This is a genomic window from Polaromonas sp. P1_F1 (assembly GCF_056405795.1).
Genome location: NZ_JBFUBJ010000006.1, coordinates 157852 through 173761 on the forward strand (window position 1 = coordinate 157852; position 15910 = coordinate 173761).

The following is a 15910-nucleotide window of genomic DNA, read 5'->3' on the forward strand; positions in this document are numbered from 1 at the left end:
TTCATCGAGCGCTGAGCCACTGGTGACGCTCTTTTGCGCAGGGCTGGCGATCCACATTTCAGGGTTTTTATGTGGGTCAAGCGATGGCGAAAAAGGTGGGTCACATCGACGCGAAACTTAACAGGATTTCGGAGAATGCCACCAAGGAGTGTCGAATGAGTTTTCGTGATGAGGAGTGGAAACGCCTTTATGACGTGCTTCACAAGTCATTGGCGACGTTGGGACTAGAGAATGCCTTTGGTGATGCGGACTACTGGTTGGTTGACGATGACTACGGAGATACAACGCACAAGCTGTGCGTGCATCGCAAGTCGTTTTTGAAGCCTGCCTTGATCGTCGCTATTCAGAGGGCGTTGGAAGCATTTTCTCAATGGAGGGTAATGATTCAGCTTGAGTTCCACATTGATGGTGTTCCCGACAATTCCTGCGGATTGATCATCTATCCCAATGCGATCGAGGAACGTTGGGATAGAGCGCTGGTTGCAGATATCAACAAGCGGCTCGATCTGTAGCGACGTCAATCCGCTGTGGATTTTCGTGCTTGTTAGATCCGTTTTTTCATTGAGCGCTGAGCTACCGATGACGCCCTTTTTCGCAGGGCTGGCGATCCACATTTCAGGGTTTTAATGAGGGTCAGCGACTGCGAAAAAAATGGGTCACACCGACGCGAAACTTACCAAGATGGAAAATCAAAGCTGCCTCGATTTCATCAAATGGTTTGATGACACCCTAGACATCAGACCTGGAATGCTTGGCTCCGTGGCCGACATTTCTGCGATGTTCTTTGTTGTGGACAACATGAAAAATCTATTGTTGTTTAACGAAAGATTGCCTCATGAATTGTCTTGGAACGAGTTTTTAAGTGAAAAAAAATTATTCCGAAATTTGAAGTCGATACCAATTGAAGACAATTGGGAATTTGAAAGATTTATTGAATTAAGGCATCAATATTTGCAATGGCTAGATAGCCGCCGAGGTTGAACTGCGGCTCAGGGATGGGGCCAGTTCATATCGGTGAGACCATGAAACAAAACACTTTGTTAGACCTTTTAGGTAAGGACGACGGTTCAGTAGACGTAGTACTCAACGCTATTGAGCAACTTCGCAACGAACTATTGCAAGGGCAAGTTGAAGATTGGGAGAACCCCTACGCTAGAGCAATTCCTGGAGGCCATGCATGCATGGCTGGCGACGATGGGGCCTCGTGTCGATGACAAGCCGTCTTGGAAGTTTGTGGAGGCTATGATTCGGGCGGCAAAGATTTACGAGTGAATGCGGAGGACGCGTCGTTTCGCGTACCCACGCTGACAGCCACCTAACCAGCGGAGCCGAGTCAACTACAGCTACGACGCCCAAGGCGTGGTCAACGCTGTCACGGTCAATCCGCCGAATGCCAACGGCGTGGGCACCAGCGGAACAACCCTGCCGCTGATAGCGGGCATCACCACCAACGCTGAAAGCAAACTGACCGGCTGGAGCTGGGCCAGCAGCAAGACCCAGGCGATTGCTTACGACGCCAACGGCCAGATCAGCGCGTACAACCTGGGTGATCCAACAACAACTGGGATTCGCCGAACCATTCTTCGTGACACAGCGGGACGCATCACCGGCTACACCCACACCAGCAACGGAGTCCCGGTGCCCGCACTGGACCAGAGCTTTGGTTATGACAACCTGAACCGACTGATCAGCGCCACCTTGGGCAGCAGTGCGATCCAGTACAGCTATGACGCCACGGGCAACCGCACGGCCAAAGTCGTTGGCGGCACGAGCTACCCCAACACCATTGCCAGCACCAGCAACCGGCTGAACCAGACGCAGGACAGCACCGGCGTCGCCACCGTGGTGCATGATGCGGCCGGCAACATCACGAGTGATGGGACCAACAGCTACACCCTTGCGCTCGGTGACCAGGTTGCCACTGACGCGGCCGGGTTCTGAGTTGAAAACTGCCCGTGCACCGCGCGCATGGGTTTCGATGGCGATGCGGCCGTTTTGCGAGCCGATTTCTTCGTCGGCCGTGAAAAGGCCCAGCACCGGGAAGGGCAGCGGCGGCAGCTTTTGCAGCGCCATCATCACAAAGCATTGCAGCACCAGGCCGGACTTCATGTCGGACACGCCGGGGCCGTAGCCGCGCTCGCCGTCCACGCGCCAGGGCCGCTGGGCCACGGTGCCGGTGGGGAACACGGTGTCGCGGTGGCCCATCAACACCACCGGCGCTGCCGCGGCTTGCGCGCCAGGCAGGCGGGCCAGCAGCACGTCGCCCTCGGCGACATCACCGCGGTGTTCGGCGCTGATGCCCGCGGTTTGCAGCCAGCCCGCCATGGCCTGGGCCACGCGGTCGGTGCCCGGCTTGTCGTGGCTGCTGGAGTCGATGTCGACCAGCGTGGCCAGGGCCGCCTGCATGGCGGGGCGCTGGCCGGCCAGCCATTCGGTGGCGGCGCAGCCTGGCACTTGTACGTCGTTCGTCACGGCATTCATCGCGGTACTCATGCGCATTCCTGCATCACGCCGGCGCCTTCTTCGGCCAGGTCCCAGAACATGCCGGCCATGATCTGCAGCGACTCGCGGGTGGTGTCCACCAGGATGTGTTCGTTCGGCGCGTGCTGGGAGCAAGCGGGGTAGGAATGCGGCACCCACAGCGTGGGCAGGCCCAGCGTTTCAGAAAACACGTCGTTCGGCAGCGAGCCGCCGAGGTTGGGCAGCAGGGCTGGGCGGCGGCCGGTGCTGCGTTCGATGGAAGCCATGCCCCAGCGCACCCAGGCGTTGTCGGGGTCCAGGCGGGTGGCGGCCATGGTCATGTCGGTGCCGCGCACTTCCACATCGTCAAAGCCGTGGGCCAGCAGGTGCTCGCGGATGTGCGCCAGAAAATTCGCCGGGTCGCTGCCCACCACATAACGCATGTGGCAGTGCGCGCGCGCCTCGGCCGGAATGGCGTGCACCGGCATGGCCGGGTTGCCGGTGGTGAAGGCCAGCACCTCCAGGCTGTTCCAGCCGATCACGCGCTCTGCCGGCGAGAGGCCGGGCTCACCCCAGTCGGGATCGATCTCCGGGTCGTTCGGGCCGCCGCCGACCTCGATGTCCTGCAGCGCGGTACGCACGCTGGCCGGAATGGCGGTGGGCAGCAGGCCGGGCACCAGGATGCGGCCGCGGGCGTCCACCAGGCTGGCAATCGCATGGGCCAGGCGGATGCCGGGGTTGCGCAAAAGGCCGCCCCAGTTGCCCGAATGGTGGCCGCCGTCGCGCAGCTTGAGGTGCAGGTCGAAGTTGAAGACGCCGCGCGAGCCGAGAAACAGCGTGGCGCGCGAAGCCGACACGCGCGGGCCGTCGGAGGCGAGGAACAGGTCGGCCGCCAGCACATCGCGGTGCAGGGCACACACTTCGTTCAGGCCGGGCGAGCCGTCTTCTTCACCCATTTCCAGGATGATTTTCACGTTGTAGCCCAGGCGCCCGCTGCGCACGGCCAGCACCTGCTCGAGCGCGGTCAGGTTGATGGTGTGCTGCCCCTTGTTGTCGGCGGTGCCGCGGCCGTACCAGCGGTTGCCGTCCACCACGATCTTCCAGGGGCTCAGGCCTTCGCGCCACTGGGCGTCGTAGCCGCGCACCACGTCGCCGTGGCCGTAGGTCAGCACGGTGAAAGCGGCGCCGGGCTCGATGCGCTCGGCCAGCAGGAAAGGGCTTTTGCCCGGCACCGGGTTGTCGACGATGCGGCAGGCAAAGCCCAGCTCCGTGAGCTTGGGCGTGATTTCGTTCTGCAGGTAGGCGTGCAGGATGGGGCCGCTGGCGGCGTCCTGGCTTTCGGTTTTGTAGGCAACGCGGCGGTCCAGCGTTTGCTGGAAACGCCCGTCGTCGAAACAGGCGAGGGTCTGGGCCACGGCTTGGGTACGGCTCATGAGAGGTCCTTGAAATTGAAGGGAAATTGCGCGGTTGAAATGGAGAGGTAAAACGTCAGCCGATGGCTTCGGCGGCAATGTCCGGCACACCCAGCCCGGGCTCGGGCGTGAGGGCAGAGGCCAGCAGCATGCGGGTGTAGGGGTGCTCGGGCCGGGCAAAGACCTGCTCGCGCGTGCCCAGCTCGACGATGGCGCCGCGGTGCATCACGGCCACGCGGTCCACCAGGTGTTCGACCACGCCCAGGTCGTGGCTGATGAAGAAATAGGTCAGCCCGAACTCGGCCTTCAGGTCCATCAGCAGGTTGAGGATCTGCGCCTGCACCGACACGTCAAGCGCCGATGTCGGTTCGTCGCAGATCAGGATGTCGGGTCGCAGCACCAGCGCCCGCGCAATCGCCACGCGCTGGCGCTGCCCGCCCGAAAGCTGGTTGGGGTACTGGCTGTGCGTGCGCTCGGGCATGCCGACCAGGTCGAGCATCTCGCGCACCTTGCGCTGCTGTTCCTGCGCAGTGCCCACCTTGTGCAGGGCCAGCGGTACACGAACGATCTCTGCCACCGTGCGGCGCGGGTTCAGCGACGAATACGGGTCCTGGAAGATGGGCTGGATGTGGCGCGCCAGGGCGCGGCGCTGGCTGCTGTCGACTTCCTTGCCGTTGACCAGCACATTGCCCGAGGTGGGCGGCAGCAAGCCCAGCAGCATTTTGGCCAGGGTGCTTTTGCCGCAGCCGGACTCCCCGACCAGGCCCAGGGTTTCGCCCTTGCGGATGCGCAGCGAGACGTTATTTACCGCCCTGATTTCACCGGGCGCTGTGAACAGCCCGCGCTTGAGTTTGAAGACGCGGCTGAGCGCGCACAGCTCCAGCGCAATGTCTTCGCTGCCGCCCGGGGGCGTTGCCAAAGGGGTGGTGGGGTTCATGCGGCCTCCGCCAGCAAGGGTGAAGCCGCGACGCAGCGCACGGCATGCTCCGCGTCCAGCGCCACATAGGGCGGGGTGGCAGCGCAGCCTGCCTGTACCTGGCTGCAGCGGTTGGCAAAGGCACAGCCCTCCACCTTGCCCACGAGGCTGGGCACCACGCCCGGGATGGCCTGCAGGCGGCTGCCGGGCAGGGTTTTGCCGCGTACCGGAATGCAGTTGAGCAACCCGCGGGTGTAGGGATGGGCGGGGTGGGCGAACAGCTCGGCCACCGGCGCGGTTTCCACCACCTCGCCCGCATACATCACGGCCACGCGGTCGGCGATGCGCGCCACCACGCCCAGGTCGTGGGTGATGAAGACCACCGCGGTGCCGAACTCCTTTTGCAGCTCACGGATCAGCCTAAGGATCTGCGCCTGGATGGTGACGTCCAGCGCGGTGGTGGGCTCGTCGGCAATGATCAGGTCCGGCTCGCACATCAGGGCCATGGCAATCACCACGCGCTGGCGCAGGCCGCCCGAGAGCTGGTGCGGGTACTGCCGCAAACGGTCGGCGGCCTGCGGAACGCCCGCGCGTTCGAGCAGGTACAGCGCACGCTCACGCGCCTGGGCCATGCTGACCTTGCGGTGCGCGCGCAGCGCCTCGCACAGCTGGTCGCCCAGCGTGTACGACGGGTTCAGCGCCGTCATCGGCTCCTGGAAAATCATCGCCATGCGCGAGCCGCGCAGCGCGGACATTTCCCGCTCGGGCAGGCCCTGCAGGTCCACACCACCGAAGCGGATGTGGTCGGCGGTGCGCACCGCCTTGCGCGGCAGCAGGCCCATCAGTGCAAGCGACGTCATCGACTTGCCGCAGCCGGACTCGCCGACCAGGCACAGCATTTCACCGCGCCGCACCTGGAAGTCGATGCCACGCACGGCGTGCAGCATGCCGCCCGGTGTCGGCAGGTCGACGCGCAGGTTTTTCACGTCCAGCAAAATTTCCATGGAGGTTCCCTTTCAGTTGCGGCCGTCGGGCGCGGTCAGGTCACGCAGGCCGTCACCCACCAGGTTGATGGCCAGCACCAGCAGGGCCAGCACCACGCCGGGCACCAGGATCACCCAGGGCTGGAAGAACATGTAGGCCTTGCCTTCGGCCACCATCAGCCCCCATGAGGGCGTGGGCGGCTGCACGCCCAGGCCCAGGAAGGAGAGGGTGGACTCCAGCAGGATCGCGTGCGCCATCTCGAGCGTGGCCACCACGGTCAGCGGGCCCATCAGGTTGGGCAGCAGTTCGCGCACCAGGATGTAGGGCGTGGACGCGCCGAGCGCCTTGGCGGCGGAGATGAATTCGGCGTCGCGCAGCTGCTGCGTGGCCGAGCGCGTGACGATGGCAAAGCGGTCCCACAGCAACAGGCCCAGCAGGATGATGACCACCTGCAGTGAACCGCCGATGAGGGAAGCGGTTGCCAGTGCCACCAGCACCACCGGCATGGCCAGCCGGGTGGTGATGATGTAGCTGACCACGGCGTCGGTGCGGCCGCCGAAATAGCCCGCCAGCACGCCCATGGTGGTGCCGATCAGCCCGGACACCAGCGCCGCGACCAGCCCGATGCCCAGCGATACGCGGGCGCCGTACAAAAGGCGGCTCAGGTAATCGCGGCCGAGCTTGTCGGTGCCGAAGACGTGTTCCCAGCTGCCCTTGTCGTGCCAGAACGGCGGGATCAGGCGCTGGGTCACGTCCTGCGCATACGGGTCATGCGGGCTGAGCCAGGGCGCGAACAGGGCGGCCACCACGGCCAGGCCCAGCAGGATGCTGCCCAGCGTCATGCCGCGGTGGCCCAGCACACGCCGCAGGCTGCGCCGCCACGCGGGAATGGGTGGCAGCGGCAGCGCCGGCGCGGCGGAAACGGTCAGGGAAGGAGCGTTCATGGTGATGTCCTAGCGTGTGCGCATGCGGGGGTCGAGCGCGGCGTTGAAGACATCGGCCAGAAAGGTCAGCCCGATGTAGAACACGGCGATGATCAGCACCACGGCCTGCACCACGGGGTAGTCGTTGCGCGAAATGGAGTCCCAGGCGAGCTGGCCCAGGCCCTGCATGGAATAGACCGACTCAATGACCACCGAGCCGCCCAGCATGAAGCCGAGCTCCACAGCCGCCAGGGCGACAACCGGAATGATGGCGTTGCGCAAGGCGTGCTTGAACACCACACGCGCCGGGCTCAGGCCCTTGGCGCGCGCAGTGCGGATGTAGTCCGCGCCCAGCACGTCCAGCATGCCCGCGCGCGTCAGGCGCATCAGCGACGGCATGGCGTAGTAGCCCAGCGCGACGGCCGGCAACACAAAGTGCTGCCAGGTGGTGTTGCCCGCAACGGGCAGCCAGTGCAGCCCGACGGCGAAGAGCAGGATCAGCGTCAGCGCAAACCAGAAGTTGGGCATGGCCTGGCCGACCACCGCCACCATCAGGGCCAGCCGGTCTATCCAGGTGTCCCGGTAGACGGCAGCCAGCACGCCCAGCGGAATCGCCACCGACACCGCCAGCAACAGGGACACGGCGCCCAGCTTGAGCGTGATGGGCAGGCGCTCGCCGATGAGCTCCATCACGGTGTTCTGGAAGAAGAACGAACGCCCGAAGTCCAGGTGCAGCGCGCCCCACAGCCAGTCAAAAAACTGGGTGGTGATGGGGCGGTTCAGGCCGTACTGGACGCGCACTTCCTCGACGGCTGCGGCGTTTGCCTCGGCGCCGGCGATGGAAGCCGCCAGGTCGCCGGAAAGGTGCAGCAGCATGAAGCTGACGACGGCTACCGTGAGCATGACGCTCAGGGCCACCAGAAAGCGGCGGAATATGTATTGCAGCATGGGAATGCCCCGGTTGTTGCGTTAGCGGACTGCGCGGGTCAGCCCAGCCAGGCGGCGCACGGCTGGGCCGTCGTGGCTACTTCCAGCTGGACTGGACGAAGCGCGGCAGCTCGTCCGCATGCGCCGTGAATTTGAGGTCCGGCGTGAAGGCGTAGTTGGTGGAGTAGGAGAACATGGGCGCCATGTAGGCCTGCTCGCTGATGCGCTGCAGGGCCTGTGCATATTTCTTCTTGCGCTCGGTCTTGTCCACTGTGCTGTCGGCGGTTTTCAGCAGTGCAATCACCTGCGGGTCTTTGGCGGTGTCGTCCGGGCCGCCTTCAAAGTAGTTGCCGACAAACGCGGACGCGTCGTTGATGGAAAACGATCCCCAGGACTGGAAGGTCAGGGGCGCGCGGCCCGAGTAGATTTCGGTGCGCAGCACCGGGTACTGCACAAAATGCAGGCGCGCACGTATGCCCACCTTGCGCAGGTCGCCCACCATGGCTTCGGCATATTCACGCTCGCGGTAAGCCCACAGGTCGGTGTCGAAGCCGTTGGGGTAACCCGCGGCCGCCAGCAGTGCCTTGGCCTTGGCCGGGTCGTAGGTGTACTTCACCTCTTTTTCGGTTTCGCAGCCGAACTGGGTGCGAAAGCACGGCGAATACACCGGCTGGCTGCCGCCGCGCACCAGGCTGTCGGCCAGGCCCTTGCGGTTGATGGCGTGGTTGACGGCCTGGCGTACACGAATGTCCTTGAAGGGCAGGGCCTCCGGCGTGGTGCCGTTGCTGTTGATCGACATGAAACCCACGCGCATGGTTTCACCGCTCAGCACGGTGGTGTTGGGCCTGGACTTGAGCGATTCGGCCTGGTCGGACGGCACGCGCCAGATCCAGTCCACCGCGCCCGTCATCAGCTGGGCCACGCGCGCTTCCGGGTCGCGGATCACCACAAACTTCACCGTGCCGATATTCGGCTGGCCGGCCGGGCTGTCCTTGAAGTAGGCCGTGTTCTTCACCATGGTTACGCCCTGGCCTGGCACCACGGCGGTGATCTTGTAGGCGCCGGTGCCAATGGGCGCCTTGCTGTAGCCCTCCAGGCCCACCTTCTTCATGTAAGCGGCGGGGTAGATCGGCGTGGGCCCGGCCAGGTAGTCCATCGCGGCCGGAAACGGTGCCTTCAAATTAATGCGTACCTGGTAGTCGCCGAGCTTTTCGACGTTTTTGATCCAGCCCGTGTTCTGGCGCGTGGCGATCTTGGCCTCCGGCGCCGTGACCACATTGAAGGTGTAGGCCACATCGTCGGCGCTGAACTTGTCACCGTTGTGGAAGGTGACACCCTGGCGCAGGGTGACCAGCAATGCGGTGGCGGATTCCCATTTCCAGGCGGTGGCCAGCTGGGGTTTGAACTCACCGGTTTTGGGGTCCCGGTAGACCAGCGTGTCCCAGGCCAGGTTGGCCAGGATCACACCTTCACGCATGTTGTTGTGGTACGGGCTGACGTTTTCAACCTCGCTGTCCGAGGCGTAAACCAGGGTGTCGTTGGCTTTGCCTGCATGGGCTGCAGTCAGGCCGGCACCGAAGGCCGCAAGCACAAAACTTTGACGCACCATCGTGGTGAAAAATTGCTTCATAAAAGTCCTTCGTCATGGCGTGGGGAGTGGAGACGGCTCATTCTGCGCAAGAACCAGACCGAAAGACCATTCCATGCATTAGAGAATATGTATGATTGCGTTGCCAAATCGGCAATGCTCTGGCTGCCCATGCCCTGGCAGCTCCGCCATCACCCGACGCCCATGACCCTTTCTCCCCAGGTTGCCCGTCAATTGCAGGACACCGCGCTGCGCTACTTCCTGGAGGTCGTGCGCTGCGGCTCCATCAGCGAAGCCTCCCAGCGCCTGAATGTGGCGGGGTCTGCCATCAGCCGCCACATCGCGCACCTGGAAGACCTGCTGGGGGCAACGCTTTTTGACCGCCATCCAAGGGGCATGGTGCCCAGCGCCGCCGGGGAGATGCTGGCCGTGCACGCGCTCAAATCGGCACATGACTCGGAGCGGGTGGTGCATGAGATCCAGGCGCTGCAAGGCATGCAGCGCGGGCGGGTGCGCCTGGCCTGCACTGAAGGTTTTGCGATGGAGTTCCTGCCCAAGGCCATCGGCGACTTCATGAAGACGCATCCCGGCATCCAGTTTCACCTGGGTGCGCACCCCCCGGCGGAGTGCTCGCGCCGCGTCCTGCATGGCGATGCCGACATCGGCCTCACCATGAGCCGCACGCCCGAAAGCGGCATTCAGGTGGAGCACCTGCAGCCGTCGCCGGTGATGGCGGCCATGCGCTTTGACCATCCGCTGACCCAGTTCAAACAGATCAACCTGAAGCAGCTGCTGGCCTACCCGATCGTGCTGCCGGAAACAAACACCACCGTGCGCCAGCTGTTTGACATCGCCTGCAGCCTGCAGGGCCTGACCGTATCGCCGGTGCTGACCAGCAACTACATCACCAGCCTGAACGACTTTTTGCGCCATTACCCGGAAAGCGTCACCATCGCGGGCGAAATATCGGTCCGCTACAAGGTCCAGCGCGGCGAGTTTGCCTGCATACGCCTGCGTGACCGTGGCCTGGATTTGCGCAATGTGGAAGTGCAGACGGCGACGGGCCGCACGCTGTCGCGGGCGGCGCAGGCCTTTCTGGCGCATTTGAAAACAGAGCTGTCGGGTTCACCGGCCTGAGCTGCCGATTGCCGGGAAGCTTGTGCCGGATTGCTATCAATACGATAGCTGCTTGCGCCTGATGCTATTGGGCTGGAGGCAATTCTTGTGCTTGAAAACGCCCCTGAAGCTCCTTGAATCAGGGTGTTGTGGCGGTGTTTGGACGCTACCAGGGTGCTTGCGGCGCGACTATTGGATGAAAAAATGGCCGCTAACCCAATAGCACTGTGCGCAAGCAGCTATCAAAACAGTAGCGCCAGAAAATGCCAATTCCTTGAATCGTTATTCGTTTATTGAGATAAATTAAGAGCGATATATTCTTTTGAGTTTTAACGCTTGCTCCCCACAATGCTTTGATCAGCAATCAAGGAGCACAGCATGACCACTCTCAGACTCGGCGACACCGCCCCCGATTTCACCCAGGACTCCACCGCCGGCAAGATTTCTTTTCACGAATGGGCTGGCGATTCATGGGTGGTGCTGTTTTCGCACCCCGCAGACTTCACGCCCGTCTGCACCACCGAACTCGGCAAGACCGCAGCCCTGAGCAGCGAATTTGCCAGGCGCAACGTCAAGCCCATCGCCATCAGCGTGGATCCGCTGGAGTCGCACGGCAAGTGGGTCAACGACATCAACGAGACGCAAAACACCACGGTGAATTTCCCCATCCTGGCCGATGCCGACCGCAAGGTGGCCAACCTGTACGACATGATTCACCCGAACGCCCTGAGCACCGGCCCCACGGCCACCGTGCGCAGCGTATTCATCATTGACCCGAAAAAGGCCATCCGCACCACGTTTACCTACCCCGCCAGCACGGGCCGCAACTTCGACGAGATCCTGCGCGTGATTGACTCGCTGCAGCTAACTGACGGCTACAAGGTGGCCACGCCGGTGAACTGGAAAGACGGCGACGACGTGATCATCGTGCCCAGCCTGCAGGATCCGGCCGAACTTGCCCAGCGTTTCCCCAAAGGTTTCAAGGCGATCAAGCCGTACCTGCGCGTCACACCGCAACCCAATAAGTAATCAGACGGGTTCACGCGAAGTGCGCTTCATCATCGTCCCTGGCTGGCGCGACTCGGGCCCCGGCCACTGGCAAAGCCTGTGGGCCGAACGCCTGAGCAATGCGGTGCGCGTGCGCCAGGACGACTGGATCACGCCTTCACGCAAGGCCTGGGTGGCCTCGCTGGCCAACACCATCGTGCTGCAGGACGAGCCGGTCGTCATCGTGGCGCACAGCCTGGGCTGCATTGCCACGGCTCACTTGCCGCCTGAGGCGGCAGAGCGTATTCATGGCGCCCTGCTGGTGGCGCCGGCAGACCCGGAGCGGCGTGCCGTGCTGAGCGACTTTGCGCCCGTGCCCTACCAGAAGCTGCCTTACCGCAGCGTGCTGGTGGCCAGCAGCAACGACCCGTATTGCCCGGTGCGCCTGGCGGGTGCCTATGCCCGCGCCTGGGGCAGCGAATTTGTGCGCATGCAGGACGCCGGCCATATCAATGTGGAGTCGGGCCACGGCGAATGGCCGCTGGGCATTGCGCTGTTGCAGTCGCTGGCAGGTGATGCGTCGCTGACGGCGCCCCATCTTGATTTTTCTTCTTTGGCAAATTCTTCGTCTTCTTCTTTTGGGTCCCTGGAAACGGCATGACTTCTTCAAAAATAAAAATAGCCCTTGCAACGCTGGCACTGGCCGCGGGCGCTTCATTCTCCGGCACGGCCTCGGCACAAACGCTTCTGAATGGCTCGTATGACGTGGCGCGCGAGTTTTACAAGGAATACAACGCCGCCTTCATTGCCCACTACAAGAAGACCACGGGTAAAGACATCAAGATTGACCAGTCGCATGGCGGCTCCAGCGCCATCGCGCGTTCCGTGGCTGACGGCCTGGACGCCGACGTGGTGACCATGAACACCTCGACCGACGTGGACTTCCTGGCCGGCGCCGGCGTGGTCGCCAAAGACTGGGCGAAGAAGTTTCCCGACAACGCTTCGCCCACCACGTCGACCATGCTGTTCCTGGTGCGCAACGGCAACCCCAAGGGCATCAAGGACTGGGACGACCTCATCAAGCCCGGCATCCAGGTGATTCTGGTGAACCCCAAAACCGGCGGCAATGGCCGCTATGCCTACCTGGCCGCCTGGGGATACGCGAAGAAGAAGGGCGCCACCGATGCGCAGGCCGCCGAGTTCGTCGGCAAGCTCTACAAAAACGTCCCGGTGCTGGGCAAGGGCGGGCGCGACGCGACCACCGTGTTCCTGCAACGCAATATCGGCGACGTGCTGATCACTTTTGAATCCGAAGTGCTGTCGGTGAACAGGGAGTTTGGCGAAGGCAAGGTGGACGCGGTCTATCCGTCCATCAGCATCGTGGCGGAAAACCCGGTGGCGGTGGTGGAGCGCACCGTGGCCAAGAAGGGCACGGCCGAGCTGGCCAGGGCCTACCTGAACTACCTCTATTCAGACGAAGGCCAGGAGATTGCCGCCCGCCATGCATTGCGCCCCCGCTCGCAGGCCATCCTGAAAAAATACGCCAGCACCTTCAAGCCGCTGCAGCTCTTCACGGTGCAAGACGTCTTTGGCAGCCTCGGCGAAGCGCAAAAAGTGCACTTCAATGACGGCGGGCAGTTCGACAAGCTGTACACCGTCAAGTAAACCGCACCACCATGACTGCCTTGTCTTCTGTGGCGCCGCCTTCCGCGGTGGTGCCGGGAATCCCTGCGGGTAGCAAAAGAGCCGCCAGGCGGGTCTTGCCCGGCTTTCGTCTCACGCTGGGCTACACCGTGCTGTACCTTAGCCTGATCGTGCTGATCCCGATCTCGGCGCTGTTTTTCAAAACCTTCACGCTGAGCTGGGACCAGTTCGTCACCGCAGTGACGTCACCACGCGTGCTGGCGTCTTACCGCCTCACGTTTGGGGCATCGCTGATCGCCGCGCTCGTCAACCTGGTGTTTGGCCTGCTGCTGGCCTGGGTGCTGGTGCGCTACAAATTTCCGGGTAAAAAGATCGTCGATGCGCTGGTGGATTTGCCTTTTGCGCTGCCCACAGCCGTGGCCGGCATCTCGCTCACGGCTTTGCTGGCCGGTAACGGCTGGATAGGCCAGTACCTCGAGCCCATGGGCATCAAGCTGGCGTTCACGCCGGCCGGTGTAGTGATCGCGCTGATCTTCATCGGCCTGCCGTTTGTGGTGCGCACGGTGCAGCCGGTGCTGGAAGACGCCGAGAAAGAACTCGAAGAAGCCGCCACCTCGCTGGGCGCCACGCGCCTGCAGATTTTCACAAAAGTCATCCTGCCGCACATCACACCGGCGCTGCTCACCGGCTTTGCCATGGCCTTTGCGCGGGCGATCGGCGAATACGGTTCGGTCATCTTCATCGCCGGCAACATGCCCATGATTTCTGAAATCACGCCGCTCATCATCATCGGCAAGCTGGAGCAATATGACTACGCCGGCGCAACCGCCGTGGCGGTGGTGATGCTGCTGGTGTCATTCGTGCTGCTACTAGTGATTAACGGTCTGCAAGCCTGGCAGCGCCGCAATACGGGAGCGCCGGCATGAGTGGATCTTCTTCCCAATCTGCTCGCCGGGTTACGGCGGGTACGACCGAATCCCCGTGGGTACGCTACACGCTGATCACAGTGGCGTTGCTGTTTGTGGTGCTGTTCCTGATCCTGCCGCTGGCCGCCGTGTTCACCGAAGGCCTGCGCAAGGGTTTTGGTGCTTACATTGCCGCGTTGCAGGAGCCCGACGCCTGGTCGGCCATCAAGCTCACGCTGATTGCCGCCGCGATTGCCGTGCCGCTGAACCTGGTGTTTGGCGTGGCCGCGGCCTGGGCCATTGCCAAGTACGAATTCCGCGGCAAGTCGGTGCTGACGACGCTGGTTGACTTGCCGTTTTCCGTGTCGCCCGTGGTGGCTGGCCTGATCTACGTGCTGATCTTCGGCGCGCAGGGCTGGTTCGGGCCGTGGCTGCTGGCGCATGACATCAAGATCATTTTTGCCGTGCCCGGTATTGTGCTGGCCACCGTGTTTGTGACGTTTCCGTTCACTGCGCGTGAGCTGATTCCGCTGATGCAGGCGCAAGGCAACGACGAAGAGCAGGCCGCCATCGTGCTGGGCGCCACCGGCTGGCAAACCTTCTGGCATGTGACCCTGCCCAACATCAAGTGGGGCCTGGTGTATGGCGTCATCTTGTGCAACGCACGGGCCATGGGGGAGTTTGGTGCGGTGTCGGTGGTGTCGGGCCATATCCGCGGGCAGACCAACACGCTGCCATTGCACGTCGAGATTCTCTACAACGAATACCAGTCAGTCGCCGCATTCGCCGTGGCATCGCTGCTGGCCATCCTCGCGCTGGTCACCCTGGTCATCAAGTCGGTGGCCGAATGGCGCCACGAAGCAGAAATGAAAGCCGCGGCCGATTTGCCGCCTGAGCGCCCGCAGAGTCCCGTTGACGGGGCAGCCGTGGCAGCCGTTCGCTAAAGGAAAACATCATGAGCATCGAAATCCGCAACGTCAGCAAACATTTTGGCGACTTCCAGGCACTGGGCGATGTCAGCCTGGACATTCAATCGGGCGAACTGGTCGCCTTGCTCGGCCCTTCGGGCTGCGGCAAGACCACGCTGCTGCGCATCATTGCCGGGCTGGAAACCGCCGACCGCGGCAGCATCCTCTTCAGCGGCGAAGACACCACCGACGTGCATGTGCGCGAGCGCCAGGTCGGCTTCGTGTTCCAGCACTACGCGCTGTTCCGCCACATGACCGTCTTTGAGAACGTGGCCTTCGGCCTGCGCGTCAAGCCCCGCGGCCAGCGGCCCAGCGAAGCGCAGATCAAGGAAAAAGTGCATTCGCTGCTCAACCTCGTGCAGCTCGACTGGCTGGCCGAGCGCTTTCCGTCGCAGCTTTCGGGCGGGCAGCGCCAGCGCATTGCCCTGGCCCGCGCGCTGGCGGTGGAGCCCAAGGTGCTGCTGCTCGATGAACCCTTCGGCGCGCTCGACGCCAAGGTGCGCAAGGAGCTGCGCCGCTGGTTGCGCCGCCTGCACGACGACCTGCATGTCACCAGCATTTTTGTGACGCACGACCAGGAAGAAGCGCTGGAAGTCGCCGACCGTGTGGTGCTGATGAACCAGGGCAAGGTCGAGCAGATTGGCTCACCGCAAGAGGTGTGGGACCACCCGGCCAGCCCGTTTGTGTATGGCTTTCTCGGTGACGTGAATCTGTTCCACGGCCGCGCCCACGAAGGCGAAGTCCAGCTCGAAGGCCTGCGCCTCAATTCACCTGAACACGCCGGCGCCCAGGACGCCAAAGCCTTTGCCTATGTGCGCCCGCACGACCTGGACGTGCAGCGCTATGCGCCGGGCGCCGAAGGCATCGTCGCCCACCTGGAGCGCGCCATCGTGATCGGCCCCATTGCGCGGTTGGAGCTGATTCCCGCCGAAGGCTATGAACAAAAAGGCAATGTCTCGGGCGATTCGATCATTGAAGCCCAGATGACCTCGCAGCAGTTTGCCGAGATGGGTTTGCGCGAAGGCGACATGCTGGTGGTGACGCCGCGCAAGGCGAGGGTGTTTGTGGAGGGGTAAGGTG

16 protein-coding genes and 1 pseudogene are annotated in these 15910 nt (G+C 62.9%); 10 read left to right on the top strand and 7 right to left on the bottom strand.

Features of this window, described 5'->3' with window-relative positions; genetic code table 11:
- Positions 1–155 precede the first annotated feature (155 nt).
- From AC1DZE_RS16940 to AC1DZE_RS16950, 3 genes are all read left to right on the top strand, one after another.
- Positions 156–512: a hypothetical protein gene (locus AC1DZE_RS16940; protein WP_477700338.1), complete on the top strand. Its 357-nt coding sequence runs from the start codon at positions 156–158 to the stop codon at positions 510–512.
- 139 nt (positions 513–651) lie between these two features.
- A complete protein-coding gene (locus AC1DZE_RS16945; RefSeq protein WP_477671730.1) occupies positions 652–981 on the top strand; it encodes a glutathione S-transferase family protein in 330 nt (109 codons plus the stop codon).
- 213 nt (positions 982–1194) lie between these two features.
- On the top strand, positions 1195–1272 hold the full coding sequence (locus tag AC1DZE_RS16950) for a hypothetical protein (protein ID WP_477671731.1): 78 nt from the start codon (positions 1195–1197) through the stop codon (positions 1270–1272).
- A 171-nt stretch (positions 1273–1443) separates the two neighbouring features.
- Here AC1DZE_RS16950 and AC1DZE_RS16955 read toward each other — a convergent pair.
- The 7 genes and pseudogenes from AC1DZE_RS16955 to AC1DZE_RS16985 form a co-directional block, all read right to left on the bottom strand.
- A pseudogene (locus tag AC1DZE_RS16955) lies at positions 1444–2499 on the bottom strand (M20/M25/M40 family metallo-hydrolase); the annotation flags it as partial.
- The gene (locus AC1DZE_RS16960; protein WP_477673227.1) at positions 2490–3893 is read right to left on the bottom strand and encodes a M20 family metallopeptidase; all 1404 of its coding nucleotides are present in this window, start codon (positions 3891–3893) and stop codon (positions 2490–2492) included. The pseudogene AC1DZE_RS16955 and the gene AC1DZE_RS16960, both read right to left, overlap by 10 nt.
- 55 nt (positions 3894–3948) lie before the next feature.
- Positions 3949–4809, bottom strand: coding sequence for an ATP-binding cassette domain-containing protein (locus AC1DZE_RS16965; RefSeq protein ID WP_477671706.1), 861 nt, complete (start codon positions 4807–4809; stop codon positions 3949–3951).
- A complete protein-coding gene (locus AC1DZE_RS16970) occupies positions 4806–5792 on the bottom strand; it encodes an ABC transporter ATP-binding protein (protein ID WP_477673225.1) in 987 nt (328 codons plus the stop codon). Before AC1DZE_RS16970 ends, AC1DZE_RS16965 begins: the two co-directional genes overlap by 4 nt.
- A gap of 12 nt (positions 5793–5804) precedes the next feature.
- Entirely contained in the window at positions 5805–6716 is a 912-nt protein-coding gene (locus AC1DZE_RS16975) for an ABC transporter permease (RefSeq protein WP_477673224.1), read from the bottom strand.
- 9 nt (positions 6717–6725) lie between these two features.
- Positions 6726–7643, bottom strand: a complete 918-nt coding sequence (locus AC1DZE_RS16980; protein ID WP_477671703.1) for an ABC transporter permease — start codon at positions 7641–7643, stop codon at positions 6726–6728.
- A 76-nt stretch (positions 7644–7719) separates the two neighbouring features.
- Positions 7720–9231, bottom strand: a complete 1512-nt coding sequence (locus AC1DZE_RS16985; protein ID WP_477700380.1) for an ABC transporter substrate-binding protein — start codon at positions 9229–9231, stop codon at positions 7720–7722.
- Between the two features lie 183 nt (positions 9232–9414).
- On the opposite strand from AC1DZE_RS16985, the gene AC1DZE_RS16990 reads away from it, so the two are divergent.
- The 7 genes from AC1DZE_RS16990 to AC1DZE_RS17020 all read left to right on the top strand — a co-directional run bounded on the left by AC1DZE_RS16990 (position 9415) and on the right by AC1DZE_RS17020 (position 15906).
- Positions 9415–10347, top strand: coding sequence for a LysR family transcriptional regulator (locus tag AC1DZE_RS16990; protein WP_477700339.1), 933 nt, complete (start codon positions 9415–9417; stop codon positions 10345–10347).
- 357 nt (positions 10348–10704) lie between these two features.
- Positions 10705–11355 carry a peroxiredoxin gene (locus tag AC1DZE_RS16995; protein ID WP_477674339.1) on the top strand — a complete coding sequence of 217 codons (651 nt, stop codon included), beginning with the start codon at positions 10705–10707 and terminating at the stop codon, positions 11353–11355.
- A 19-nt stretch (positions 11356–11374) separates the two neighbouring features.
- Entirely contained in the window at positions 11375–11974 is a 600-nt protein-coding gene (locus AC1DZE_RS17000; protein WP_477671700.1) for an RBBP9/YdeN family alpha/beta hydrolase, read from the top strand.
- A complete protein-coding gene (locus AC1DZE_RS17005) occupies positions 11971–12978 on the top strand; it encodes a sulfate ABC transporter substrate-binding protein (protein ID WP_477700340.1) in 1008 nt (335 codons plus the stop codon). Before AC1DZE_RS17000 ends, AC1DZE_RS17005 begins: the two co-directional genes overlap by 4 nt.
- Positions 12979–12989: 11 nt before the next feature.
- On the top strand, positions 12990–13883 hold the full coding sequence (cysT, locus tag AC1DZE_RS17010; protein WP_477674738.1) for a sulfate ABC transporter permease subunit CysT: 894 nt from the start codon (positions 12990–12992) through the stop codon (positions 13881–13883).
- Positions 13880–14806, top strand: a complete 927-nt coding sequence (gene cysW / locus AC1DZE_RS17015) for a sulfate ABC transporter permease subunit CysW (RefSeq protein ID WP_477700341.1) — start codon at positions 13880–13882, stop codon at positions 14804–14806. The genes cysT and cysW overlap by 4 nt, the downstream gene beginning before the upstream one ends.
- 11 nt (positions 14807–14817) lie before the next feature.
- Positions 14818–15906 carry a sulfate/molybdate ABC transporter ATP-binding protein gene (locus tag AC1DZE_RS17020; protein WP_477648612.1) on the top strand — a complete coding sequence of 363 codons (1089 nt, stop codon included), beginning with the start codon at positions 14818–14820 and terminating at the stop codon, positions 15904–15906.
- Positions 15907–15910 lie beyond the last annotated feature (4 nt).